The organism is Cryobacterium sp. TMT2-15-1, from assembly GCF_004402345.1.
Classification (GTDB): domain Bacteria; phylum Actinomycetota; class Actinomycetes; order Actinomycetales; family Microbacteriaceae; genus Cryobacterium; species Cryobacterium sandaracinum.
The window spans coordinates 19,446-43,140 of the sequence record NZ_SOGD01000009.1; the positions used below are offsets into that span (position 1 = coordinate 19,446).

Annotated in this window: 19 protein-coding genes; 5 read left to right on the plus strand and 14 right to left on the minus strand. The window is 66.8% G+C overall.

What is annotated here, in order from left to right; translation table 11 throughout:
• The 5 genes from E3O62_RS01840 to E3O62_RS01860 form a co-directional block, all read right to left on the minus strand.
• Positions 1-1,779, minus strand: coding sequence for a penicillin-binding protein 2 (locus E3O62_RS01840; RefSeq protein ID WP_241973257.1), 1,779 nt, complete (start codon positions 1,777-1,779; stop codon positions 1-3).
• Between the two features lie 108 nt (positions 1,780-1,887).
• Positions 1,888-2,490 carry a hypothetical protein gene (locus tag E3O62_RS01845; RefSeq protein ID WP_134395445.1) on the minus strand — a complete coding sequence of 201 codons (603 nt, stop codon included), beginning with the start codon at positions 2,488-2,490 and terminating at the stop codon, positions 1,888-1,890.
• A complete protein-coding gene (gene rsmH / locus E3O62_RS01850) occupies positions 2,487-3,440 on the minus strand; it encodes a 16S rRNA (cytosine(1402)-N(4))-methyltransferase RsmH (protein ID WP_134395446.1) in 954 nt (317 codons plus the stop codon). The genes E3O62_RS01845 and rsmH overlap by 4 nt, the downstream gene beginning before the upstream one ends.
• A gap of 96 nt (positions 3,441-3,536) precedes the next feature.
• A complete protein-coding gene (mraZ, locus tag E3O62_RS01855) occupies positions 3,537-3,968 on the minus strand; it encodes a division/cell wall cluster transcriptional repressor MraZ (protein ID WP_104099528.1) in 432 nt (143 codons plus the stop codon).
• 264 nt (positions 3,969-4,232) lie between these two features.
• Positions 4,233-4,616, minus strand: coding sequence for a DUF3040 domain-containing protein (locus E3O62_RS01860; protein ID WP_134395447.1), 384 nt, complete (start codon positions 4,614-4,616; stop codon positions 4,233-4,235).
• A gap of 71 nt (positions 4,617-4,687) precedes the next feature.
• On the opposite strand from E3O62_RS01860, the gene E3O62_RS01865 reads away from it, so the two are divergent.
• Positions 4,688-5,809 carry a polyprenyl synthetase family protein gene (locus E3O62_RS01865; protein WP_134397353.1) on the plus strand — a complete coding sequence of 374 codons (1,122 nt, stop codon included), beginning with the start codon at positions 4,688-4,690 and terminating at the stop codon, positions 5,807-5,809.
• A 205-nt stretch (positions 5,810-6,014) separates the two neighbouring features.
• On the opposite strand, the gene E3O62_RS01870 is transcribed toward E3O62_RS01865, so the two are convergent.
• Together E3O62_RS01870 and E3O62_RS01875 are read right to left on the minus strand one after the other, a co-directional pair.
• Positions 6,015-7,517, minus strand: a complete 1,503-nt coding sequence (locus tag E3O62_RS01870; protein WP_241973258.1) for an IS1182 family transposase — start codon at positions 7,515-7,517, stop codon at positions 6,015-6,017.
• Between the two features lie 96 nt (positions 7,518-7,613).
• Positions 7,614-7,958: an Rv2175c family DNA-binding protein gene (locus E3O62_RS01875; protein ID WP_134395449.1), complete on the minus strand. Its 345-nt coding sequence runs from the start codon at positions 7,956-7,958 to the stop codon at positions 7,614-7,616.
• Between the two features lie 190 nt (positions 7,959-8,148).
• On the opposite strand from E3O62_RS01875, the gene E3O62_RS01880 reads away from it, so the two are divergent.
• Together E3O62_RS01880 and pknB are read left to right on the plus strand one after the other, a co-directional pair.
• Positions 8,149-9,417, plus strand: coding sequence for a LysM domain-containing protein (locus E3O62_RS01880; RefSeq protein ID WP_241973259.1), 1,269 nt, complete (start codon positions 8,149-8,151; stop codon positions 9,415-9,417).
• 89 nt (positions 9,418-9,506) lie between these two features.
• Entirely contained in the window at positions 9,507-11,456 is a 1,950-nt protein-coding gene (gene pknB, locus E3O62_RS01885; RefSeq protein WP_134397355.1) for a Stk1 family PASTA domain-containing Ser/Thr kinase, read from the plus strand.
• Positions 11,457-11,530: 74 nt separating this feature from the next.
• Here pknB and E3O62_RS01890 read toward each other — a convergent pair whose 3' ends face one another.
• The 3 genes from E3O62_RS01890 to E3O62_RS01900 all read right to left on the minus strand — a co-directional run bounded on the left by E3O62_RS01890 (position 11,531) and on the right by E3O62_RS01900 (position 14,660).
• Positions 11,531-12,901: a class II 3-deoxy-7-phosphoheptulonate synthase gene (locus tag E3O62_RS01890; RefSeq protein ID WP_370448424.1), complete on the minus strand. Its 1,371-nt coding sequence runs from the start codon at positions 12,899-12,901 to the stop codon at positions 11,531-11,533.
• A 94-nt stretch (positions 12,902-12,995) separates the two neighbouring features.
• A complete protein-coding gene (locus E3O62_RS01895; RefSeq protein ID WP_134395452.1) occupies positions 12,996-13,685 on the minus strand; it encodes a 1-acyl-sn-glycerol-3-phosphate acyltransferase in 690 nt (229 codons plus the stop codon).
• A gap of 27 nt (positions 13,686-13,712) precedes the next feature.
• The gene (locus E3O62_RS01900; protein WP_134395453.1) at positions 13,713-14,660 is read right to left on the minus strand and encodes an ROK family glucokinase; all 948 of its coding nucleotides are present in this window, start codon (positions 14,658-14,660) and stop codon (positions 13,713-13,715) included.
• A gap of 175 nt (positions 14,661-14,835) precedes the next feature.
• On the opposite strand from E3O62_RS01900, the gene E3O62_RS01905 reads away from it, so the two are divergent.
• The gene (locus E3O62_RS01905; protein ID WP_134395454.1) at positions 14,836-16,668 is read left to right on the plus strand and encodes a long-chain fatty acid--CoA ligase; all 1,833 of its coding nucleotides are present in this window, start codon (positions 14,836-14,838) and stop codon (positions 16,666-16,668) included.
• Between the two features lie 249 nt (positions 16,669-16,917).
• Here E3O62_RS01905 and def read toward each other — a convergent pair whose 3' ends face one another.
• Genes def through E3O62_RS01920 form a run of 3 tightly spaced genes read right to left on the minus strand, consistent with a single transcriptional unit; the run spans position 16,918 to position 22,151 of the window.
• Positions 16,918-17,409, minus strand: coding sequence for a peptide deformylase (gene def / locus E3O62_RS01910; RefSeq protein ID WP_134397356.1), 492 nt, complete (start codon positions 17,407-17,409; stop codon positions 16,918-16,920).
• Positions 17,410-17,456: 47 nt separating this feature from the next.
• Positions 17,457-18,710: a MinD/ParA family protein gene (locus tag E3O62_RS01915; RefSeq protein ID WP_241973260.1), complete on the minus strand. Its 1,254-nt coding sequence runs from the start codon at positions 18,708-18,710 to the stop codon at positions 17,457-17,459.
• 36 nt (positions 18,711-18,746) lie between these two features.
• Complete coding sequence (locus E3O62_RS01920) at positions 18,747-22,151, minus strand: pyruvate carboxylase (RefSeq protein ID WP_134397357.1); 3,405 nt, start codon at positions 22,149-22,151, stop codon at positions 18,747-18,749.
• A 77-nt stretch (positions 22,152-22,228) separates the two neighbouring features.
• On the opposite strand from E3O62_RS01920, the gene E3O62_RS01925 reads away from it, so the two are divergent.
• Positions 22,229-23,035, plus strand: coding sequence for a ParA family protein (locus E3O62_RS01925; RefSeq protein WP_134395457.1), 807 nt, complete (start codon positions 22,229-22,231; stop codon positions 23,033-23,035).
• A 99-nt stretch (positions 23,036-23,134) separates the two neighbouring features.
• Here the strand turns inward: E3O62_RS01925 and E3O62_RS01930 are convergent, their stop codons facing one another.
• Entirely contained in the window at positions 23,135-23,686 is a 552-nt protein-coding gene (locus E3O62_RS01930; protein ID WP_134395458.1) for a MerR family transcriptional regulator, read from the minus strand.
• Positions 23,687-23,695 lie beyond the last annotated feature (9 nt).

A 23,695-nucleotide genomic window follows, 5' to 3' on the forward strand; every position in this document is an offset into this window, starting at 1 on the left:
TTACCAGGTACCGGGAAGGGCAGGCGCGGTGGCGCCCGAGGGGACTGCCCGGTACTTCTTCAGCACCTGACTCATGACCTCTTGAAAGATCGGAGCAGATGCCGCGGAAGAGTTCAGTTTAACAGGATCGGCGAGGCTGACCGAAACGACATACTGCGGATCGTCGCCCGGAGCGAAGCCGGAGACCGACACCAAATACCCCTTGGTGTACCCACCCTGACCATCGGGCATCTGCGCTGTCCCGGTCTTCGCGCCCACCCGGTAGCCCGGAATCTCCCACGTCTTGGCCAGCCAGGCTTTCTGGTAGACCATCTCGAGGATGTCTGCGGTCTCCCGGGCGGCGGCGGCCGACACGACCGGGGTGCCGACCGCTTCGGGCACGTCGGTCATGCTGCCGTCAGCGTGGCGGCAGCCTGCGACCAGCTGCACGGGCATCCGCACGCCGTTGTTGGCCAGGGTCTGGTAGATGCTGGAGACCTGAATGGCCGTGGTGGTGAGCCCCTGACCGAACATGGTCGCGTACTTGGTCTGGTTATCCCAATCTTCGAAGGGGCGAAGGGTGCCGGATTCCTCGGCGAGGAATCCGGACTCCGAGGCCGAGCCCACACCGAACTTACTCATATAGTCGTAGCGCTGCTGGTCACTGATCAACTCGCCGAACTTCGACATGCCCGTGTTCGATGACTCGATCATCACGCCCGTGAGGGTGAGGTTCAGGTCGGCGTGGTTGGAGCTATCGTTCACGTTGGCCCCGTTGGGCGGCAGGTACCGGTACGGCGCGACGACCCGGCTCAGCGGGGTGGCGGCCCCCGCGTCGAGAACGGATGCCGTGGTCAGCGCCTTGTACGTAGAACCGGGCTCGAAGGGGGCGGTGAAGGCCCGGGAGCCGCGGTCCTCAGCGTCGGGGGTGCCGTTGACGTTGTTGGGGTCGACCGACGGGTAGTCGGCGACCGCGACGAGCTTCCCGGTCTTCACCTCCTGCACCACCACGTTGCCCCAGGCCGCGCCTGTGGCGACGGCCTGTTCGGCCAGCACCTGCTGCACGAACCATTGCAGGTCGGAGTCGATGGTCGTGACGACATCGCCGCCGTCCTTAGCCCGGGCCGTGGTGACGGTGCTCTGGGGCAGGCGCACGCCATCCGCACCCTTCTCATAGGTCTCCGTGCCGTTGGTGCTCGCGAGGCAGGCGTCCTGCCCGAGCTCGATGCCGGCCTGGGCCTCACCCCCGGAGGAGACGAATCCGACCAGGTTGCCGGCCACGGCGCCGTCCGGGTAGACCCGGCCCGGGTTCTTCTCGGCGTACATCCACGGGATGTCGAGCTGGTCGATGGCCCGAAACACCGAGACGTCCACGGCGCGCACGACGACGGCGTAGTCGGAGTCCTTGTCGGCGGCCAGGGAGCCGGAGATGATCCGGAGGATCTCGTCACCGGTCTGCCCGGTGAGGGCGCCCACCTCCGCGGCCGCCTGGGCGACAGTCACGGTCACGTCGCCATCGTCGGTGGTGCGGTCGAATTCCGCGGCGTTCCGCGGGGACAGGGTGATGTTGTACCGCATGACCGTGCCGGCCAGGACGACCCCGTTCGTGTCGACGATGTCTCCGCGGGCTCCATAGACGGGCTGCTCGACCGACCGGTTGCCCAGCGAGTCGGCGCTGAGCGTCTCGGCGCGCACGACCTGGATGTCGACGAGCCTGACCACGAACACGGCCACGAACACGAGCAGGATCAGGATCGTCGCGGCACTGCGCCGCCTGCTGGACCGAGAGCTGCTCGCCACCTCTGATTCCTTACTGCGGCCGGGGCCGCGGGTTGGGCGCGTTCTGGGAACGCAACTAACGGGAGGTCGGGCGGGACGTCCCTCGCGAGACGGGCGAGGCGGGGCGGGCTAGCGGGTCGTGGGCGTCGGCAGAGCGTTGGGTTCGGCTGCCGGGGCAACCGGGGCGACCGCCGCGGGGACCTCGGCCGGTGAACCGCCGAGGCTGGCTCCCTGGCCGCTGTTCTGCGGCAGCTCCGTGATCAAAGGTACGCCGGCCAGGAGTGAGTTCGGCACCAGACTCGCCGTCCCGGCCTGGCTTCCGCTGGCCGAGGCCGGGGCGCCGAGCACGGCGCCGTCGGACAGTTGCAGGAACAACGGATTGGAGTTGGTGACCATGCCGAGCGCTTCCGCGTTCGCGGCCAGGCTCTGCGGGGAGGACACCCGCACGAGGTCCTCGGTCACGCTCTCCGCCGTGCGTCCGAGTTCGACCTGGCTGGCCTGCAGCCGGGACACCTCGTAGGCGGACTGGGAGATCCCGACGCTCAGCAGCAACTGGGCGATCACGATGACCGCCACGCCGGTGACGGCCGATAGGGCGTAGACGATTTTCGGCCGCGCGTGTCGCTGGCTGCGCGGCGACACGATCTGGATGTGGCGAGGCTCCGACACCGGAGCGGCGTCGGGGGTGCTCTCCCAGGCGGGTCGTAGGACGCGTGCGAGATTGTCACTCATGCGGCTCTCCTCAGTCGCTCGGCGGCGCGAAGGCGAACCGGCGTTGCGCGCGGGTTTCTCGCCTTTTCCTCGTCCGAGGCCAGTTCGGCGCCTCGGATCAGAAGTTTGAACAGTGGTTTGTGTTCGGGAAGCTCAATCGGCAATCCGGCAGGGGCGGTGGAGCCGGATGCCTTCGCCAGGGTCTTCTTCACAATCCGGTCCTCGAGGGACTGGTAGGCCATGACGACGATGCGCCCACCGACCGCGACCGAATCGAGCGCTGCGGGAATGGCGCGCTCGAGCACGGCGAGTTCCTGGTTGACCTCGATGCGCAGCGCCTGGAAGACCCGCTTCGCGGGGTGTCCGGCGCGCTGAACGACGACCGGTGTGACGGCGGTGATCACGGAGACCAGCTGGGCCGACCGCACGAACGGGGTGGTCTCCCTGGCCTCGACGATGGCCTTGGCGTAGCGTGCCGCCAGCTTCTCCTCGCCGTACTCGTGGAAGATCCGGCGCAGGTCCTGCTCGCTGTACGTGGCCAGGATGCGCTCGGCCGTCAGCGAGCTGGTGTTGTCCATGCGCATGTCCAGCGGCGCATCCTTGGAATAGGAGAAACCACGCTCGACCCGGTCGAGCTGGAGCGAGGACACGCCGAGGTCGAAGAGCACGCCGGACACCTCGCGGATGCCGAGGCCGGCCAGCGCGTCCTGGATACCGTCGTAGACGGTGTGCACGAGGTGAACCCGGTCGCGGAACGGCTTCAGCCGCTCCTCGGCGATCGCGAGGGCGTCGAGATCCCGGTCGAGTCCGACCAGGACGAGCCCGGGGAATCGCTGCAGGAACGCCTCGGCGTGCCCGCCCATGCCAAGAGTGGCGTCGACGAGCACGGCGCCGGGTTGTTCCAGTGCCGGTGCGAGCAGCTCGACGCAGCGGTCGAGCAGAACTGGGGTGTGGATGTCGTTGATGGCCATAGTCCCGGGTGGATCCTGATTCCTGATCCCCATCCATTCGTCTCTGCCACCGGGGAAGTGTGTCAGGCAGAACGGCTGGGAGTCAGGCGTCAGGAGCTAGATGAGTCCCGGAATCACCTCCTCCGTGATGTTGGCGAATGGTTCTTCCTGTTCGGAGAGGTATGCGTCCCAGGCGGCGGTGTCCCAGATCTCGACCCGGTTGCCGGCGCCGATCACGGTGAGGTCCCGATCGAGCCCGGCCCAGGCGCGTAGGTTCGCGGGGATGGTCACCCGGTTCTGCTTGTCGGGCTGCTCTGCGCTCGCGCCGGAGAACATCATGCGACTGAAGGAGCGCCCGCTCTGGTCCGTGAGCGGCGCCTGGGAGATCTTCGCGTAGTACGCCTCGAACTCCCGGGTCGTGAACACGTAGAGGCAGTTCTCCTGGCCTCGGGTCATGACGATCCCGGGAGACAGCTCGTCCCTGAATTTCGCGGGAAGGATGATGCGGCCTTTTTCGTCGAGCTTGGGGGCGTACGTGCCAAAGAACATTCATCTCCCCCTCTCATCCGGTCACGTTCCAGATCTTGCTCCACTTTACTCCACTTTGATCCACTAAACAGAATAAACGCCCAAATATTGGAGAAATTCTCCCCACTGATCCGCATGAACACGGGGAAGAGCAGGGTGGAGGGATATTCAACACCGGGATTCACTTCGCGCCATTTTCAGGCACAAAAAAAGGGCCGATCGGATGATCGGCCCTGTCTGCGAGGTGCGGTGGAGCGAAAGTGCGGTGGAAAGGTGGTGAGGAGGTTACTGCTGGCCGTCCTGGCGGCGATCCCAGCGTTCGTTCATCCGATCCATGAAACCGCGCTGAGACGACCGCTGCTGCTGGTTCGGACGGGAGCGCGGAGCGGCTGCGGACATCCGCCGGGCGGACTTGCTGGGCGTGGTCGCGATCAACACCCCGGCGAACATGATAATGAAGCCGAGGACGCCGAGCCAGAGCTGCTGAATAGCCACGCCGGCGATGAGAGCACCGATGCCGGCAACCGCGGCCAGAACCCCGATGGAAATCGAGCGGTAGTCGGGCCGGAGGCTGCTGCCGCCGACGGTCGCCACGAAGTCGGCGTCATTGTGGTACAGGCCGCGCTCCATCTCTTCGAGGAGTCGCTGCTCTTGTTCCGAAAGCGGCATCTCATTCCTCCTGTTGGGATCGCGCTGTGCTCCACCGATTCTAACCCCGCCGTGATGGCTAGGCTAGGCAAGTGGCGCAAAGCAATCATCTGATCGATCTGGTTCATTCTCGCATCGACGAATTCCTCGAAACCCGTTTACCAATTGTGACTACCATCAGCCCCGATCTCACGCCGCTGGTGGAGTTCTCACGGCAGTTTCTCAGCGGTGGCAAACGCTTCCGTGCGCTGTTCTGCTACTGGGGCTGGCAGAGCGTCGGCACAAGCGGATCCGCTGGTGCGAACGGGGATTCCGACCCCGCCCTGACCGCGCTGGTGCCGGTCATCTCCGCGGCGGCGGCCCTGGAAATCTTTCATGCGGCAGCGCTCGTCCACGACGACATCATCGATAATTCGGACACCCGGCGAGGCGCGGCCTCCGCCCACAAACTCTTCGAGGGCATGCACGGCCAAAACGGCTGGGCAGGCAGCCAGGTCGCGTTCGGCCGGGCCGCCGGAATCCTTCTCGGCGACCTCCTGCTGGGCTGGAGCGATGAGCTGCTCGACGAGGGGCTCGCGGCAGCCCCCGACGCGTCGGCCGCGGTCCGGGCACGGATAGAATTCAACCGGATGCGCACCGAGGTCACCGTGGGCCAGTACCTCGACATCTTCGAAGAACGCGCCTGGCTCACCCAGCCCGAATCGGAGCTCTTCGACCGGGCGCTGCGGGTCATCGTCTTCAAGTCGGCCAAGTACAGCGTGCAGGCCCCGCTCGTGATCGGCGCAGCCCTGGCCGGCGCCGGCCCGGACCACCTCGTCGCCCTGCGTGCCTTCGGACTGCCTCTCGGCATCGCATTCCAACTTCGGGACGACCTGCTCGGGGTGTTCGGCGACGCCTCCGTCACCGGCAAACCGAGCGGCGACGACCTCCGCGAGGGCAAACGCACCGTACTGGTCGCTCTGGCGCGGGAGAACCTGACGGACACGGCCCGCGATGACCTGGACGCGCTCCTCGGCGACCCCCTGCTGACGGAAGCACAGATCGGGATGTTGCAGCGCACCATCGTGGACAGCGGCGCCGTCGAGCGGATCGAGGCGCTGATCGACTCGAACGTCGCCGAGGCCCTCGCAGCTCTCGAGGGATCACCGATCAGCGACGCGGTCACGACGCGGCTGATGGAGCTGGCCGAGACGGTGACCCGCCGCGCGTTCTAGGAGCGTGTGTCAGTAACGCCTATTCGCAGTTGATGCGACGAGATTCGGGCCAATTTGGCCGGAGCGGGCGGGGCGTTGCTGTGGCGGTCGTCGTGGACTTCGGGGTCTGCCTTGTTCTCGTGCCGACTGAAAATAGGGCCAGTGCCGCGTTGGCGGCAGTAGGTCGAGGCCGCTGGCGCCCGGCAGGGCTGTTCTGCCTTGGTCCTTAGGTTGCCGGGCGGGCTGTCAGTGCGGCTTGCGTGGCGAGGAGAGCTTTGGTGTGCACGGTGTGGAGCTTCATCAGGTTGTGGCAGGCAGCGATCAGGTCCCACTCGTGGGCTGCTTGCTCCAACCCGCGTAGCAGAACGAATTTTCCTTGTCGGGTGTGGATCTGACCGAACACGGGCTCCACGATTGCCTTCCGCCGCGCATAGGCCGCGCGGCCCTTCTTCGTCTTCAGCTTCCGTGCCATGCGTTCGCGCAACGTCGCGTCAGCGGGGATCCGGCCCCGAGGAACATCCGGAACACGTTCACCGTGCTTCACCCGGCCGGTCGCGATGAAGAACTCAGTCCGCCCGTCGCTCGCGGCTTCCACGGTCTTGGCGAAGTCCAAGTTTGCTGCTGAACAATACCCGGCATCCACCAGCACTTCGGCGGGGAGAGTACCCATCGTGGCGTGGAGTTTCTCGATCATCGGCACGACCTGTTCAACGTCCACGGCAATATTCGTCAGCGTCGTCGCGACGATCACTTGATGGTCCGCATCAACGATGGCCTGCGCGTTGTAGGTGTAGTGGAAGGCCCCGTCGGCGGTCTTCATGATCCGAGCGTCCGGGTCGGTGAAGTTGCGCTGAGCCTTCGGAGCGACGACCGCGTTCTTTGCCGCGTCATCACCCTTCTTCGAGACCACGTCGTCATCATCGCCCTTGTACCGGGCCTTCTTCTCCGCGTCTTTTCGAGCCCGCGCGGCCGCGTCTGCCTCCAACGCGGCGCGCGCCTCAGCCAGTTTCACCAGGCGTGACTCCCGCCGCGCGAGCTCCGGCGGCAACTCATCGCCGCGTTTGTCTTTCCCGAAACGGGCATCCTCAGCGTCATCAATCGCGTCGGCGTCAGCCAGCAGAGCGGAGACCTCGTCGGCGAGGACCTTCTGTTTCTCCGTCAGGCGGGCGTAACTCATGGCCTTGCGCCGGGACGCGTTCGCGCGCACTTTGGTGCCGTCCAACGCGACCTGCCCTAATGACACCATTCCGGCGGCGCGGCAGAGCTCCAAAGCCTGCAAGAACACGTTCCCCAAGCTGGAAAGGTGCCGTTTGCGGAACCGGGCGATGGAGCGAAAATCCGGCGCCTGCTGCGCGGCCAGCCAGCGGAACGCGACCACATCCACGCAGACACGTTCCAACTCCCGTGACGACCGAACACCCACGCAATACCCGTAAAGCAGGACACGGACCATCAGCCGAGGGTCGTAAGGCGGCTGGCCCTTCGTCTTCGCGTAGGACGCGTAGAACTTCTTCAGATCCAGCTGGGTTTCGACGATGTCCGCGATGAAACGGGAGAGGTGATTCTGCGGCAGCCACTCATCCAACGACGGCGGTACCAACATCACCGCCGCCGGCTCGAACGCCCGGAATCGCTTGTTCACGCCCGCGCCAGCTTCGACCCCGTCATCCACGACCAAGTCAACGTGCTCAAGTTCCGTCGCGGGGAACAGGCCATCAGAATCGCTCATAAGCAATTTTCCCAGACCCCACGGCCAAGGACGGGAAATCCGGCGGCGTTTTAAACTTTGCCGTTACTGACCCACGCTCCTAGGAGCACTGAAAAGTCAGGCGAGCGCCTGGGCGACCCGGCGCACTTCGGCCTTACGGCCGGCGAGCAGTGCCTGGACCGGGGGGACGCCGAGGCTGCCGTCGACCTCAAGGAGCCAGCGCATCGCCTGCTCGTCACTGAAGCCGTCGTCGGAGAGCACGATCAGGGTGCCGCGCAGCTCGGGCAGCGGGGCGCCGTCCCTGATGAACGCGGCGGGAACCTGCAAGGGGCCGTTGTCACGGCGCATGGCGAGCAGCTGCTTGTCGTCGATCAGCTGACGCACGCGGCTCTGGCTGACGCCGAGCACCCGGACGAGGTCGGGGATGGACAGCCACTCTTGATCTGAGAACGATTCGGTCACTCATCAAGCCTCCCATGATTCGACAGGCCGGACAAACTGTCAGGGCGCAAACGCGCGTGTTGTTGCCCAGAATGGGGGCCAACCTGCTTGACTGATTAATACTGTGCCAGCACCGCTGTCGCATGCAATCGACGGGAGCGGAATGTCGGCACCAGCCAGCAGGAACAGTCCAGCCAGCAGCACCAGCAACGTGAATTCTTCGACGCCCGGCGAGGGCCGCCACCGGCACGCCACCGAACGACGGGGTCTGGGCGTCCTGGTCACCGTCCCGCTCGTGCTGATCAGCACGATCGCGATCAGCCTGAACCTGGCGTCGCCGGCGGAAGCCGCCACCATCGCGAAGAAGACGCTGAAGAGCAAGAGCTTCCTACCGGCCGCGGTGCCCGCCGACCCAGGCCGGCAGAGTATCGCCGCCGCCGCGGCGCCGAGCCAGTACCAGGTCGTCGACGGCGACACCGTGAGCAGCGTGGCCGGACGATTCGGTCTCTCCACCGCATCCGTGCTCGCCCTCAACGGCCTTGGCTGGTCCGCGTTAATCTTCCCGGGCCAGATGCTGACCCTGGCCGGCCTGGCGCAGCCGTCCGCTCCGGCTCCGGCGCCCGTCGCCGCCGAGATCTCGCGGTACCTGATCCAGAGCGGGGACACGCTTTCCGGCGTTGCCGCCGCGCACGGGCTCTCCCTCGGGGCCCTGCTCCGCGTGAACGGGCTCGACGCGGGCAGCATCATCTTCCCCGGACAGGCCGTCGTGCTGCCGCCGGGCGAGGGTGCCGCGCCGGTCTCGGCCGTGCCGGCCGCAGCCGTCGCCCCGCTGAATGTTTCCGGCACGCACACGATCGCCGCCGGCGAGACCATCGGAGCCCTCGCGGCCGCGGCGGGCGTCTCGGTGCAATCCGTGCTCGACGCCAACGGCCTCGGCTGGACCAGCATCATCTACCCCGGCCAGGTCCTGTCGATCCCGTCCGGCTCCGTTCCCGCGGCGCCGGCGATGGAATCGGCGATCCTCATCGAGGAGGCCGTCCCTGCGCCGTCTGCAGCGCCCGGCGAGGTCACGCCGCTCAGCGAGGACATGCGCCGGCACGCCGAAATCATCATCGCGAGCGGTCGCCGCGCGGGTGCCGGCGACTCCGCAATCGTGATCGCCCTGGCCGCCGCGGCCCAGGAATCCGGGCTGCGCAACGTGCAGTACGGCGACCGCGACTCCCTCGGCCTCTTTCAGCAACGCCCCAGTTTCGGCTGGGGAACGCCCGAGCAGGTGCTCGACCCGGAGCGGGCCAGCCTCGCCTTCTTCGGCGGCCCCGTGAACCCCAACCCCGGCATCACGCGCGGACTGCTCGACATCCCCGGCTGGGAGTCGATGACCGTGACCGAGGCCGCGCAGACCGTGCAGATCTCGGCTCACCCCAACCACTACGCGAAGTGGGAAACATCGGCTCGGGCCTGGCTGGCCGATCTCGGCTGACCTGCAGCTCGCATCCGCTCAGGCGTGAAAACCCTGACTTGCGAGTGTTCCGGCACAGGGAACGGCTTCGCAATCCCTAGACTCGACTAGTGAGCGATACCCCTGCCGATCCCATGGTCGGCCGTCTGATAGACGGCCGCTATCAGGTGCGCTCCCGGATCGCCCGCGGTGGCATGGCCACCGTGTACCTCGCGACCGACCTGCGCCTCGAACGCCGGGTCGCCATCAAGATCATGCACGGGCATCTCGCCGACGACAACACGTTCAAGGCCCGGTTCGTGCAGGAGGCCCGCTCGGCCGCCCGGCTCGCGCACCCGAACGTGGTCAACGTCTACGACCAGGGCCAGGATGCCGATATGGCCTATCTGGTCATGGAATACCTGCCCGGCATCACTCTGCGCGACCTACTCAAGGACTACGGCCGGCTCACCAGTGAGCAGACGATGGACATCCTCGAGGCGGTGCTCTCGGGCCTCGCCGCCGCGCACAAAGCGGGAATCGTGCATCGCGATCTCAAACCGGAGAACGTTCTCCTGGCCGACGACGGCCGTATCAAGATCGGCGACTTCGGGCTCGCCCGGGCCGTCAACAACAACACGGCCACCGGGCAGGCCCTGCTCGGCACGATCGCCTACCTCTCCCCCGAACTCGTCACGCGGGGCATCGCGGATGCCCGCAGCGACATCTACGCGCTCGGCATCATGACCTACGAGATGCTTACCGGCGAGCAGCCCTATGTGGGCGAAGCGCCCATGCAGATCGCCTACCAGCATGCGAACGACACCGTACCCATGCCGAGCGCGCGGATACCCGCGATTCCGCACGAGCTCGACGAACTGGTGCTCTGGGCCACCGCCCGCGACCCGGAGCAGCGCCCCCGGGACGCACGTGTCATGCTCGATCAGCTGCTCGACCTCGACAAGCTCGTGCGCCCGGCTCCCCCGGCGACCGGACAATCCGCGACCATGGTGCTGCCCGGCGGCGTGACCGCAGCGGTGGCCGACGCGGACACCCAGATCCTCGGCGGTGCCCCGCTCGCCCCGGCGGTGGCCGGCGTGGCCACGGCGGCTACTGCCTCGGCACCCGCCACCACCATTCTCCTGGCCGACAAGGCCCGCACCCGCAAGTTCCGCGGTTTCTGGCTCTTCGCGCTGGTGCTCATGCTGACAGCCCTTGCCGGCGGAACCGGCTGGTTCTTCGGCAACGGCCCCGGCTCGGAGGTGCCGATTCCCGCCCTCGTCTCGGTGTCCCCCGACGACGCCACCGCCCAGCTCACCGGACTCGGGCTGGAGGCGGAGCTCGGCACCGAGTTCAGCGGCACCATCCCCGCCGGCCTCGTCTCCAGCACCAGCCCGGATTCGGGCACCCGCGTGGCGAAGGGCAGCACGGTGACGCTGCGTGTATCCCAGGGCCCGCAGCCGATCGTGCTGCCCGTGCTGGCGGGATTGACGGCCGATGCTGCGACCTCCGCCGTCACGGACCTGAAGGCAGGCATCGGGGCGACCGATTCTCTCTTCGACGACACCGTGGAATCGGGCCTGGTCATCTCCGCGAGCCGCGAAACCGACGCCGGGGACGTCTCCCAGGGGGGGGACTACTTCGTGGGCATGAACGTCAATCTGGTCCTCTCACTCGGCCCCGTACCGGACGTGTCCGGCAAATCCGTCACGGAAGCCACCGCGATACTGGCGGAGAAGGGGCTGCTCGTCACCCCCGGCGACGAGGTCTACAGTGAGTCGATCGCCGAGGGCGACGTCGTGAGCGCGGCCCCCGTGAACGAGGGTCCCGTACGCACCGGCGACACCTATGCACTCACCACCTCCCTCGGCCCGGCACCCGTCACGGTGCCCAACATCGTCGGCCTCCCGTGGAACGAGGGCAAGCAGGTGCTCACCGACCTGGGATTCAAGCTGAGCTACAATCTCGGCGCGGATGCCATCGCACCGCTCCTAAGCGTCGCTTCGACGAATCCCGAAGCCGGCACCGACGCGCCCAAGAACAGCACCATCACCCTCAAGCCGACGAACCCGTTCGGCTAGACAGCCGTCACGGCCGGGCGGCCGAACCCGCCGGTTCCCCTGCCGGACCGGGCACCCGGGGCCGCGGGGACCGGTCAGCGAGCGGCGAGCTCCTCGGCGACCAGGAAGGCGAGCTCGAGCGACTGCATATGATTCAGGCGCGGGTCGCAGAGCGACTCGTAGCGGGTCGCCAGCGCGGCCTCGTCGATGTGCTCGGAACCACCCAGGCACTCCGTGACGTCGTCGCCGGTAAGTTCGACGTGAACGCCGCCCGGGTGTGTACCGACGCTGCGGTGCGCCTCGAAGAAGCCGCGCACCTCGTCGACGACGTCGTCGAAACGACGGGTCTTGTACCCGGTGGGCGTGGTCACACCGTTGCCGTGCATCGGGTCGGTGACCCAGAGCGGCTTGGCCTCACTGGCCTTGATCGCCTCCAGCAGCGGCGGCAAGGCGATGCGCACCTTTCCCGCACCCATCCGGGTGATGAACGTGAGACGACCGGGTTCGCGGTTCGGGTCAAGCTTGTCGACCAGTCGCAGCATGTCGTCGGTTGACGTGCTCGGACCGAGCTTGACCCCGATCGGGTTGCGCACCCGGGAGAGGAAGTCGACGTGCGCGCCGTCAAGGTCACGGGTGCGCTCCCCGATCCAGATGAAGTGCGCGGACGTGTTGTACGGCGTGCCCGTGCGGGAATCGATCCGGGTCATCGGACGCTCATAGTCCATCAGCAGACCCTCGTGACTGGTGTAGAACTCCGTCCGACGCATGGCCTCAAAGTCGGCGCCGCACGCGATCATGAACTTGATCGCGCGGTCGATCTCCTTGGCCACCTTCTCGTAGCGCTGGTTGGCCGGGTTTGCGGCGAAGCCCTGGTTCCAGCTGTGCACCTGGCGCAGGTCGGCGAAACCGCCCTGCGTGAAGGCACGGATCAGATTGAGGGTGGAGGCGGCGGTGTGGTAGCCCTTGACCAGGCGGGCCGGGTCGGCCTCGCGCGATTCGGGTGTGAAATCGTAGCCGTTGACGATATCGCCGCGGTAGGCCGGCAGGGTGACGCCACCCCGGGTCTCGAAATCGCTGGAGCGTGGCTTGGCGAACTGGCCGGCCATCCGGCCCATCTTGATCACGGGCATCGACGCGCCGTACGTCAACACGACGGCCATCTGCAGCACGGTCTTGACCCGGTTGCGGATCTGCTCCGCGGTGGCGCCGCTGAACGTCTCGGCGCAGTCGCCGCCCTGCAGCAGGAAGGCATGGCCGCTGGCGGCCTCGGCGAGCCGGTTCCGTAGAATGTCGACCTCGCCGGCGAAGACCAGCGGCGGCTGCGTGGATAGTTCGGCAGATGCCGCGGCAACCGCATCCGCGTCGGGCCAGGTCGGCTGCTGCTTGATCGGGAGGGTGCGCCAATAGTCCAGGCCGGCAACCACAGATCGGTCTGCGAGCACGACTGGTTCGGTGGGGTCTACCACGGGACTATTCCTTTTTTGTCTGGTCCGGCGAAAAAAAAATTGTGGGCCGGGCTATCGGGTCGGGGTCTCTCGGCCCCTGGGCAACCGTCTGATTCTATCGGGTCAGGCTGGCCCGCTTTTCTTTCACGCTGGTCGCGTAGACGTCCACATACTCCTGCCGGCTGAGGGCCTGCAGCTCGTACATCAGCTCGTCAGTCACGGACCGGAGCACGAACCGGTCGCTTTCCATGCCGTCGAAGCGGCTGAAGTCGAGGGGTTCGCCGATCACGATGCCGATCCGGCGCACCTTCGGGATGCGGGTGCCCGTCGGCATGGCCTTCTCAGTGTCGATCATGGCCACGGGGATGACCGGGACCTCGGCCTCGAGCACCATCCGTGCCACGCCGGTGCGGCCCCGGTACATCTTCGCGTCCGGACTGCGGGTGCCCTCAGGGTAGATGCCGAGTACGCCGCCGGCACCCAGGACGCGCAGGCCGGTGTTGAGGGAATCCTCGGATGCCTTGCCACCCGACCGGTCGATCGGCAGCTGGCCGGTGGCCTTGAAGAACTGTCGTGTCGCCCAGCCCTTGAGCCCCTTACCCGTGAAGTACTCGCTCTTGGCGAGGAAGACGACCCGCCGCGGCACGACCAGCGGCAGAAACACCGAGTCGATGAACGACAGGTGATTGCTCGCGAGGATGACACCGCCCTCCTTGGGGATGTTCTCGAGCCCGACCACCCAGGGCCGGAAGATAGCCAGCAGCAGAGGGCCGATGACAATGTTTTTCATGAGCCAGTAGAACATCGTTGCTCCCTCGGTAACCCGGAAAGCCTACTGCGCGAAAACGTGTTTCCGCGCCAGGTCGGCGGCACCGACGACACCGGCGTCGTTGACGAGCTGCGCGATGGCGAATTCGGCCTCCGGGTGGAAGCCCCTGGCCGGCAGATTTTCGAGGTACGCGGCCCGGATGGGCTCGAGCAACAGTTCACCGGCAGCGGCGACGCCCCCGCCGAAGACGAAGATCTGCGGGTCGAGCACGGCCGCCAGACTTGCGCAGGCCTGCCCGAGCGAGCCGCCCACCTGCCGCAGGGCGGCCAGAGCGCCGTTGTCACCGTCCTGGATCAGCCGGCCGACCTCTTTGCCGGTCAGCTTGCCCTTGCGCTCACGGGCGGCCGCGAGGCCGAGGCCGATTCCGCCGGCATCCGCCAGCTCGGTGGCAATTCGAAGCAGGGCGCGACCCGAACCGTACTGTTCGATGCAGCCGTGGGCGCCGCAGCCGCAGAGGCGACCGCCGGGCACCACGCGCAGATGCCCGAGCTCGGCGGCACAGCCGAAGCCACCGCGGAAGAGACGGTTGTCGGCGACGATAGCTCCGCCCACGCCGGTGCCGATGGTGAGGGTGACCATGTCGGTGTAGCCCCGGCCGGCGCCGAAGGTGAATTCCGCCCAGCCCGCGGCGTTCGCGTCGTTCTCGATCAGGATGGGCAGGTCGAGCCGCGCCTCGAGAGTGGCCCGAAGCGGCTCGTGGCGCCAGTTGACGTTGGGCCCGTAGTAAACGGTGGACTGGGCGGCGTCGATGAAGCCGGCCGCGGCGATCCCGGCGGCGACGACCACCTCGCCCTTCGAGAGCTCCGTGATCATGTCGACGACGGCGTCTTCGATCCCGCGAGGATCGCTCGCGGTGGTCGGGCGTCGATCCGAGCGGATGATCGTTCCGGATTCGTCGACCAGGGCCGCGGCGATTTTGGTGCCGCCGATGTCGATACCAATGGCGTGCACAGCGGACTTCTTTCGTCGATGGATAAAATGGGGCGCTCTGCGAGGCGAGACAACGAAGCCGGTGCGTCCCCCTAGAGTGTAGTGAATCAAGACACGGCCAGGCGAAACGGCTGCTTCCACGAAGTGACGTGGATAGAGTGGGGCAAATCGCCCGCCCGGTACCAGAGGAGTTACCGTGAAACAGTACGATCTGCCCGCCATCGTTCCCGCAGACCCACAAGCCAATGTCACCGATCTCCTGGTCGAACGCCTCACGGCGACGCCCGGCTCCGTGTTGTTCTCACTGCCGAGAAACGGAGCCTGGTCCCCCGTCACCACCACGGAGTTTCATGCCCAGGTCGTCGCCCTGGCCAAGGGGCTCGTCGCGGCAGGAATCCAGCCCGGAGACAAAATCGGCTTGATGTGCAAGACCCGGTATGAGTGGACGCTGATCGACTTCGCCACCTGGTTCGCCGGTGCCGTGCTGGTCCCCGTTTACGAGACCAGCTCCCCGATCCAGATCCAGTGGATCCTGGGCGACTCCGACGCCGCGGCGGTGATCGTCGAGACCGCCGAGCACTTTTCCCGCTTTGACGAGGTGCACCCCGAGCTCGGCAGCGTGCAGAAGGTCTGGCAGATCGACCTCGGTGACCTCGACAAGCTCGCGGCCTCCGGGGTCGACGTGCCGGATGCCGAAATCGAGCGGCGTCGCTCGCTCGCCGTGGGTTCGGACATCGCCACCCTGATCTACACCTCGGGTTCCACCGGCCGTCCCAAGGGCTGCGTGCTCACCCACTCCAACTTTGTCGAGACGTCGCGCAACTCGGCGGTGGCGCTGAAAGAGGTGCTCACCGACGCGAACGGCGCTTCCACGCTGCTGTTCATCACCACCGCGCACGTTTTCGCCCGGTTCATCTCGGTTCTCTGCGTGCACGCCGGTGTGCGCGTCGGACACCAGCCCGATACCCGGAAGCTGCTCGAATCGCTCGGCACCTTCAAACCCACTTTCCTGCTCGCCGTGCCGCGGGTGTTCGAGAAGGTCTACAACTCCGCCGAGCAGAAGGCGCTGACCGCGGGCCGAGGCAAGATCTTCGAGACGGCCGCCCAGGTTGCCGTCGACCACTCGGTGCTGGTCGATCAGGGCAAGAGCGTTCCGCTGATGCTCAAGCTCAAGTTCACGCTCTTCGACCGTCTGGTGTACAGCAAGCTGCGCGCGGCCATGGGTGGCAACGTGAAGTACGCCGTCTCCGGTTCGGCTCCACTCGGCATGCACCTGGGTCACTTCTACCACAGCCTCGGCATCAAGATCCTGGAGGGCTACGGCCTCACCGAGACGACCGCGCCGACCACCGTGGGTCTGGCCACCAAGTTCAAGATCGGCACCGTAGGCCCGCCGCTTCCCGGCGTCTCGGTGCGCGTCCTGGACGACGGCGAAATCGAGGTCAAAGGCGTCAACGTCTTTAAGGAGTACTGGAAGAATCCCGTGGCCACCGCGGCCGCCTTCCACGACGGATGGCTCCGCACCGGTGACATCGGCGCCATGGACGGCGACGGCTTCCTCACCATCACCGGGCGCAAGAAGGAGATCATCGTCACGGCCGGCGGCAAGAACGTCGCTCCGGCTGCGCTGGAAGACCCGATCCGGTCCAACCCGCTGATCGGCCAGGTGGTCGTCGTCGGCGATCGCAAGCCGTTCATCGCCGCCCTGGTCACGCTCGACCCCGACATGCTCGCGGTCTGGTTGAACAACAACGGCGAGGACGCGGGGATGACGCTGGCCGAGGCATCCGTCAACGCGAAGGTTCTCGCCGAGGTGCAGCGCGCCATCGACCACGCCAACGACCACGTGTCGCGGGCGGAGTCGATCCGCAAATTCACGGTGCTGACGACCGAGCTGACCGAAGCCGCCGGGTACCTGACCCCGAAGCTGAGCATCAAACGGGACATCATCCTGCGCGACTACGCGGATCAGATCGAGGCGATGTACCTGGGCGCCCCGGTGACCGGGACGAACCCGATCAGCAGCTAGCAGTCCCCGCGACAATCGAAACAGGTCCCGTCGTCAAAGTGGCGACGGGACCTGTTTCGCGTCGTCCGGCCGCCTGGGTCGGGACCAGCAGCTCAGGGATCCCCGGCACCGTGCCCGGCGTCGAACCAATTCGACGGAGATTCTGCCGCAGAACTGCCTTTTCTGCACGTTGGGGGCGTTTCCAGCAAAACTTCGTCAAATTCGTGTGGGGCGGAGACCTTTGAAAGCCTCGGACCCGAACGACTGGGGTCAGAACCAGCTCGACTCGCGGACCTCTTTCATGGCGGCCCGCCGGTTCTCCTTATCGAGGCGGTCCAGGTAGAGCAAACCGTCGAGGTGGTCGGTCTCGTGCTGCAGGGCCTGCGCCATGATCCCGGTTCCGGAGAGTTCGACCGCCGTGCCGTCGAGGTCCATGCCGGTCACCCGGGCGAACGGGTACCGCATCGTGGGATACCAGAGGCCCGGCACCGACAGGCAGCCCTCGTCGACGAGCTCGGGCTCCCCCGAGACCTCCACGAGGACCGGGTTCAGGATGTACCCGATCTCGCCATCGACGTTGAAGCTGAATGCGCGCAGATTCACGCCGATCTGGGAGGCCGCGACGCCGGCCCGGCCGGGCAGTCGCACGCTGTCGACCAGGTCCTCGATCAGGCTCCGCACCCGGGCGTCGATCGTGCCGATCGGGTCGGAGACGGTTTTGAGGACGGGATCTCCGAAGAGACGGATCTGGCGCTCGGGCAAAGGTGACTCCAAGTCATGGATGCGGGGGTACGGGGTACCGGATCGGTTTAGACGCCGCGGTCGGCCGGCAGACCCTCCACGACGACGGCCGCGAGGGTGCGGGCCGCGAGCCGGGTGATGGGCTTCAGATCGTCGAAGGATATGACGCTGCCCGCGGCGAGCTGCGGGTCCCAGGGGATGCGCACGATCTCCCGCACCCGGGAGCGGAAATGCGATTCGATCTCTTCCAGCTTCACCAGATTCGTGCCCTGTGTCGCCGTGTTGAGAGCGACGACCGCGTTGCGAACCAGGTCGCCGTAGCCGTTGGCTTCCAACCAGGTCAACGTTTCGGACGCCAAACGGGCCTCGTCGATGCTGCCCCCGGAGACGATGACGATCGAATCGGCCCGCTGCAGCGTGGCACGCATGACGGAGTGCACGATTCCGGTGCCGCAGTCCGTGAGCATGATCGAGTAGTACCGCGCCGCCAGGTCGGCGACGACGTTGTAGTCGTTCTCGTCGAAGGCCTCGGAGAGGAGCGGGTCGGTATCGGATGCGAGGATGTCGAGCCGGGTCGCGTCGCGGGAGACCAGCGACGAGAAATCGGTATAGCCGCCGATCGACGCGGCCTTCGTGACCACGTCACGCACGGTGGACCGGGTCTGTTTCGTGACCCGCTCAGAGAGGGTGCCCCGGTCGGGGTTCGCGTCGACGGCTATGATGCGGTCTTCGCGGGCATCGGCCAGGGCCATGCCGATCAGTGCGGTGACGGTCGTCTTGCCGACCCCGCCCTTGCGGGTGAGGATCGGCACGAAGCGGGTGCCGCCCTCGAAATCCTTGCGGATGCGCTCGTCGAGTTGTTTGGAGGCGCGCACCGTGGCCGAGTCGCCGAGGTTTACCAGATGCAGGGTCGCCGAGTAGACGAAACTGTTCCAGGCTCCTCGGGGCGGCGGTTTGGTGCGACGGTTGACGGCGAGCAGCCGGTCGGGCGTGAGCATGGCGGCGGACTCGGGCGCCGATCCGCCGGCGGGGCGCAGACTCTCCCGGCGGGTGTGCGGAACGGCGTCGCTCGCGGCCGGGCCGGAGAGGGCGCGGACCGCCCCCGTGACGGCTGTGGACAACCGATCGGCGCGCGCCACGGCCGGGGTGCTGACCTCGATCGTGTGCGTGGCCGGGCGTTTCAGGTTCTCCGGCAGGGCCGCCGCCAGGTTCACGATCGTGTGCGGCAGTAGTTCGCTGTGGTACTCGTCTCCCGGCTCGGCGAGAGGCTCGATGGAGGCGTCCGGACCGGACGCCTCGGCGCCTGTGCGCTTATCTGACAAAAAGATCAGTCCCTTCGTCGATAGATCGCACCAAGCCTAGCGTGGACGCACCACCACCAGCAGATCGCCCGCGTCGACCTGCTGGGTTCGCGGCACGGCCACCCGTTCGATGTTTCCCGCGATGGGCGAGGTGATCGCGGCCTCCATCTTCATGGCCTCGATCGAGGCGACGGCCTGCCCGGCCTCGACGGTGTCGCCCTCCTCGACCTGGAGGGTGACCACCCCGGAGAACGGCGCGGCGATCTGGCCCGGCCGGTTGGCATCCGCTTTTTCGGCGACCTTGGTGCTGACCGTGATGTTGCGGTCCCGCACGAACACGGGTCGGAGCTGACCGTTCAGCGTGGTCATGACGGTGCGCATGCCCTTGTCATCGGCCTCGCCGATGGCCTCGAGCCCGACGTAGAGGCGCACGCCCTTGTCGATCTCCACCGCGTGCTCGATGCCCTGCTGGAGACCGTTGAGGTAGTCCACCGTGTCGAGCACGGACAGGTCCCCGAAGAGTTCCCGGATCTGCTCGAATTGGCGCGTGGGCGCCGGGAAGAGCAGCTGGTTCAGCATCATTCGGCAGGTGAGGCCGTCGCTGCTCAAGGCCGCGCGTTCCTCCTGGGTGAGCTCGGTGATTCCGACGCGGACGTTGCGCCCGGCGAGAACCTTGCTGCGGAAGGGCTCGGGCCAGCCGCCGGGCAGGTCGCCCAGCTCCCCCGCCATGAATCCGATCACGGAGTCGGGCACGTCGTAATTGCCCGGGTTCTCGGCGAAGTCGGCCGGGTCGGCACGCACGGCGGCGAGGTAGAGGGCGAGGTCGCCGACCACCTTGGAGGACGGCGTCACCTTCGGCACCCGGCCGAGGATGTCGTTGGCCGCGGCGTACATGTCCTCGATCAGTTCGAAGTCGTCGGCGAGGCCGAGCGCGACCGCTTGCGTGCGCAGGTTGGACAGCTGGCCGCCGGGGATCTCGTGCTTGTAGACCCGGCCGGTGGGCGCGCGCAGACCGGATTCGAAGGGATGGTAGACCCGGCGTACATCTTCCCAATACGGCTCGAGGTCGCAGACGGCCTGTAGGGAAATGCCGGTGTCGCGTTCGGTGTGGGCGAGCGCGGCGACGAGGGACGACGCCGACGGCTGGCTGGTGGTGCCGGCCATCGGAGCGCTGGCCACGTCGACCGCGTCGGCGCCGGCGCGGCTGGCCGCGAGCAGCGTGGCGAGCTGGCCGCCCGGAGTGTCGTGCGTGTGCACGTGCACCGGGAGGTCGAAGCGTGACCGGAGGGCGGTGACGAGCTTCTCGGCCGCGGCGGGGCGCAGCAGGCCGGCCATGTCCTTGATCGCGAGGATGTGCGCGCCGGACTCCACGATCTGTTCCGCGAGCCGGAGGTAATAGTCCAGGGTGTAAAGCTTCTCGGCCGGGTCGAGTAAATCGCCCGTGTAACAGAGTGCGACCTCGGCGATGGAGGAGCCCGTCGCCAGCACGGCGTCGATGGCTGGGCGCATCTGCGAGACGTCGTTGAGTGCGTCGAAGATGCGGAAGATGTCGACGCCTGTCTTGGCGGCCTCGCGCACGAACGCATCGGTCACCTCGGTCGGGTACGGGGTGTAGCCGACCGTGTTGCGGCCGCGAAGCAGCATCTGCACGTTGATGTTCGGCAGGGCCTCTCGCAGCGACGCCAGTCGTTCCCAAGGGTCTTCGCCGAGGAAGCGCAGCGCCACGTCATAGGTGGCGCCGCCCCAGGCCTCGATCGACAGCAACTCCGGGGTCATCCGGGCCACATACGGGGCCACGGCGACGAGGTCGCGGGTGCGCACCCGGGTTGCCAACAGTGATTGGTGGGCGTCGCGGAAGGTGGTGTCCGTCACGGCCAGGGCGGTCTGGGCGCGCAGGTCCGCGGCGAAGCCGGCCGGGCCGAGCAGCTGGAGCCGTTGCCGAGAGCCGGCCGGAGCAGGTTCGGACAGGTCGAGCTTCGGCAGCTTCTCGGCCGGGTTCAGCAGGGTCAGCGGCACCCCGTTGGGCTTGTTGACGGTCACGTCGGCGAGCCAATTCAGGATCTTCGTGCCGCGGTCCTTGGAGGCGCGGCCGCGCAGCAGCTCGGGGCGCTCGTCGATGAAGGAGGTGCTCAGGTTGCCGGACGCGAAGTCGGGGTCGTCGAGCACGGCCTGCAGGAACGAGATGTTCGTGGACACGCCACGGATACGGAACTCGGCCAGGGCGCGCTTGGACCGGGTCACGGCGGACGGGAAGTCCCGGCCCCGGCAGGTGAGCTTGGCGAGCATCGAGTCGAAGTGCGGGCTGATCTGGGCACCGGGGTTGATCGTGCCGCCGTCGAGCCGGATGCCGGCGCCGCCGGGCGAGCGATAAGTGGTGATCTTGCCGGTGTCCGGGCGGAATCCCATGGTCGGGTCCTCGGTGGTGATCCGGCACTGCAGGGCCGCCCCCCGCAACACGATCTTGTCCTGCGTGAGTTCGAGCTCGCGGAGCGTCTGGCCCGCGGCGATGCGGATCTGGGACTGCACGAGGTCGACATCCGTCACCTCTTCGGTCACGGTGTGCTCGACCTGGATGCGCGGATTCATCTCGATGAACACGTGCTCGCCGGCGCGTTCGCCGACCGTGTCAAGCAGGAACTCGACCGTGCCCGCGTTCACGTAGCCGATCGAGCGGGCGAAGGCGACCGCATCGGCGTACAGACGCTGGCGGATCTCGTCGGAGAGGTTCGGCGCCGGGGCGATCTCAATGACCTTCTGATGGCGGCGCTGCACGGAGCAGTCGCGTTCGAACAGGTGCACGGTCTCGCCGGACGCATCGGCCAGGATCTGCACCTCGATGTGACGCGGCCGCAGCACGGCCTGCTCGAGGAACATGGTCGGGTCGCCGAACGCGCTGTTGGCCTCTCGCATGGCTTCCTCAAGGGAGCCGCGGAGATCGCTCAGCTGAGCCACCCGGCGCATGCCGCGGCCGCCGCCGCCGGCGACGGCCTTGGCGAAGATCGGGAAGCCGATATCGTCGGCCGCGGCGATCAGCTCGTCGACGTCGCGTGAGGGCGCACTGGACCCCAGCACCGGAACGCCCGCCGCGATGGCGTGCTCCTTCGCGGTGACCTTGTTGCCGGCCATCTCGAGCACGTGCTCGCCCGGGCCGATGAAGGTGATGCCCGCCCGGCGGGCCGCCAGGGCCAGCTCGGGGTTTTCCGAAAGGAAACCGTAACCGGGGTAGATGGCGTCGGCGCCGCTCTCCCTGGCCACTCGGATGATCTCGCTCACCGTGAGATAGGCGCGCACCGGGTGTCCCGGTTCGCCGATCTGGTACGCCTCGTCGGCCTTCAGGCGGTGCAGCGAGTTGCGGTCCTCGAAGGGGAACACCGCCACGGTTTTGGCACCCAGCTCATAAGCCGCCCGAAAAGCCCGGATCGCGATTTCCCCGCGGTTGGCAACAAGAATTTTCGTGAACATGCAGACCTTTCAAGCGTGACGTCGCGCACAGCTGACGGTTAGGTTCTCCAAGACTAGTGAAGGTAACGTGTCTACTTGTGCACGTACTAAGCGTTAGCTCCCTCAAGGGAGGAGTAGGCAAGACCACGGTGACCCTGGGTCTGGCGTCTGCTGCCTTCGCCCGCGGCGTGCGAACCCTGGTGGTGGACATCGACCCGCAGTCGGATGTGTCAACCGGAATGGACATCGAGGTCACCGGCCACCTCAACATCGCCGATGTGCTCGCCTCGCCCAAGGAGAAGGTCGTTCGTGCCGCCATCGTTCCCAGCGGCTGGACGCGCGGCCGCCCCGGCACCGTCGACGTGATGATCGGCAGCCCGTCGGCCATCAATTTCGACGGGCCGCACCCGAGCATCCGCGACATCTGGAAGCTCGAAGAGGCACTCTCCACGGTCGAAAAGGACTACGACCTGGTTCTGATCGACTGTGCTCCGTCGCTGAACGCCCTTACCCGCACCGCGTGGGCGGCCAGCGACCGCGTTGCCGTGGTCACCGAACCCGGCCTATTCTCCGTCGCCGCGGCCGACCGGGCGCTGCGCGCGATCGAAGAAATCCGCCGCGGACTCAGCCCCCGGCTGCAGCCGCTCGGTATCATCGTCAACCGTGCCCGCGTGGCGTCTCTCGAGCACCAGTTCCGGATCAAGGAACTCCGCGACATGTTCGGCCCACTCGTACTCAGCCCGCAACTGCCGGAACGCACCTCGCTACAGCAGGCGCAGGGCGCCGCGAAGCCGCTGCACACCTGGCCCGGCGACAGCGCCCAGGAGATGGCGCGCTACTTCGATCAGTTGCTCGAACGCGTGCTGCGCACGGCCCGCATCGGCGAGTACGCGGAACAGCACTAGCCACGGAACACCAGCCAGGGAGCGTTAGCCGGACAACGTTCACCGGATGGGCAGCCGCACAGTGTTTGCCGATCGTGTCGACTGCGTGAAAACGTTCCGCTAGGAGACCTTGCGGCTGCCCCGGCGAACGGACAGCTCGTCCGACGGGTCGATCGGAAGGGTCTCCAGTTCGACCAGGCTCGTCTCGACCTCGCGCAGCACCTTGCCCACGGCGATGCCGAACACGCCCTGACCGCGGCTGACGAGGTCGATGACCTCGTCGTCGGAGGTGCACAGGTAGACGCTGGCGCCGTCGCTCATCAAGGTGGTCTGGGCGAGGTCGCTGACCCCCGACTCGCGCAGTTGGTTCACCGCGGTGCGGATCTGCTGCAGAGAGATGCCGGTGTCGAGGAGCCGCTTGACCAGTTTCAGAACCAGGATGTCCCGGAAGCCGTAGAGACGTTGGGAACCCGAGCCGGCAGCACCGCGCACGGTGGGCTGGACCAGGTCGGTGCGGGCCCAGTAGTCGAGCTGACGGTAGCTGATTCCGGCGGCACGGGCCGCCACGGCGCCACGGTAGCCAAGGTTGTCGTCGAGCTCGGGCATTCCGTCGGTGAAGAGAAGGCCGAGTCCGTAGCGCGAGGCATCGTCACGCTGATTCAGCTCGCTCATACGATGGCC

What these genes read in the sequence shown, in the direction of transcription:
- E3O62_RS01895 (WP_134395452.1), bottom strand. Translation starts at nt 13,685, where the DNA reads ATGTTCTACTGGCTCATGAAAAACATTGTCATCGGCCCTCTGCTGCTG.
- E3O62_RS01870 (WP_241973258.1), bottom strand. Translation starts at nt 7,517, where the DNA reads ATGAGCGATTCTGATGGCCTGTTCCCCGCGACGGAACTTGAGCACGTT.
- rsmH (WP_134395446.1), bottom strand. Translation starts at nt 3,440, where the DNA reads ATGGCCATCAACGACATCCACACCCCAGTTCTGCTCGACCGCTGCGTC.
- E3O62_RS01845 (WP_134395445.1), bottom strand. Translation starts at nt 2,490, where the DNA reads ATGAGTGACAATCTCGCACGCGTCCTACGACCCGCCTGGGAGAGCACC.
- E3O62_RS01930 (WP_134395458.1), bottom strand. Translation starts at nt 23,686, where the DNA reads ATGAGCGAGCTGAATCAGCGTGACGATGCCTCGCGCTACGGACTCGGC.
- E3O62_RS01860 (WP_134395447.1), bottom strand. Translation starts at nt 4,616, where the DNA reads ATGCCGCTTTCGGAACAAGAGCAGCGACTCCTCGAAGAGATGGAGCGC.
- E3O62_RS01920 (WP_134397357.1), bottom strand. Translation starts at nt 22,151, where the DNA reads ATGTTCACGAAAATTCTTGTTGCCAACCGCGGGGAAATCGCGATCCGG.
- mraZ (WP_104099528.1), bottom strand. Translation starts at nt 3,968, where the DNA reads ATGTTCTTTGGCACGTACGCCCCCAAGCTCGACGAAAAAGGCCGCATC.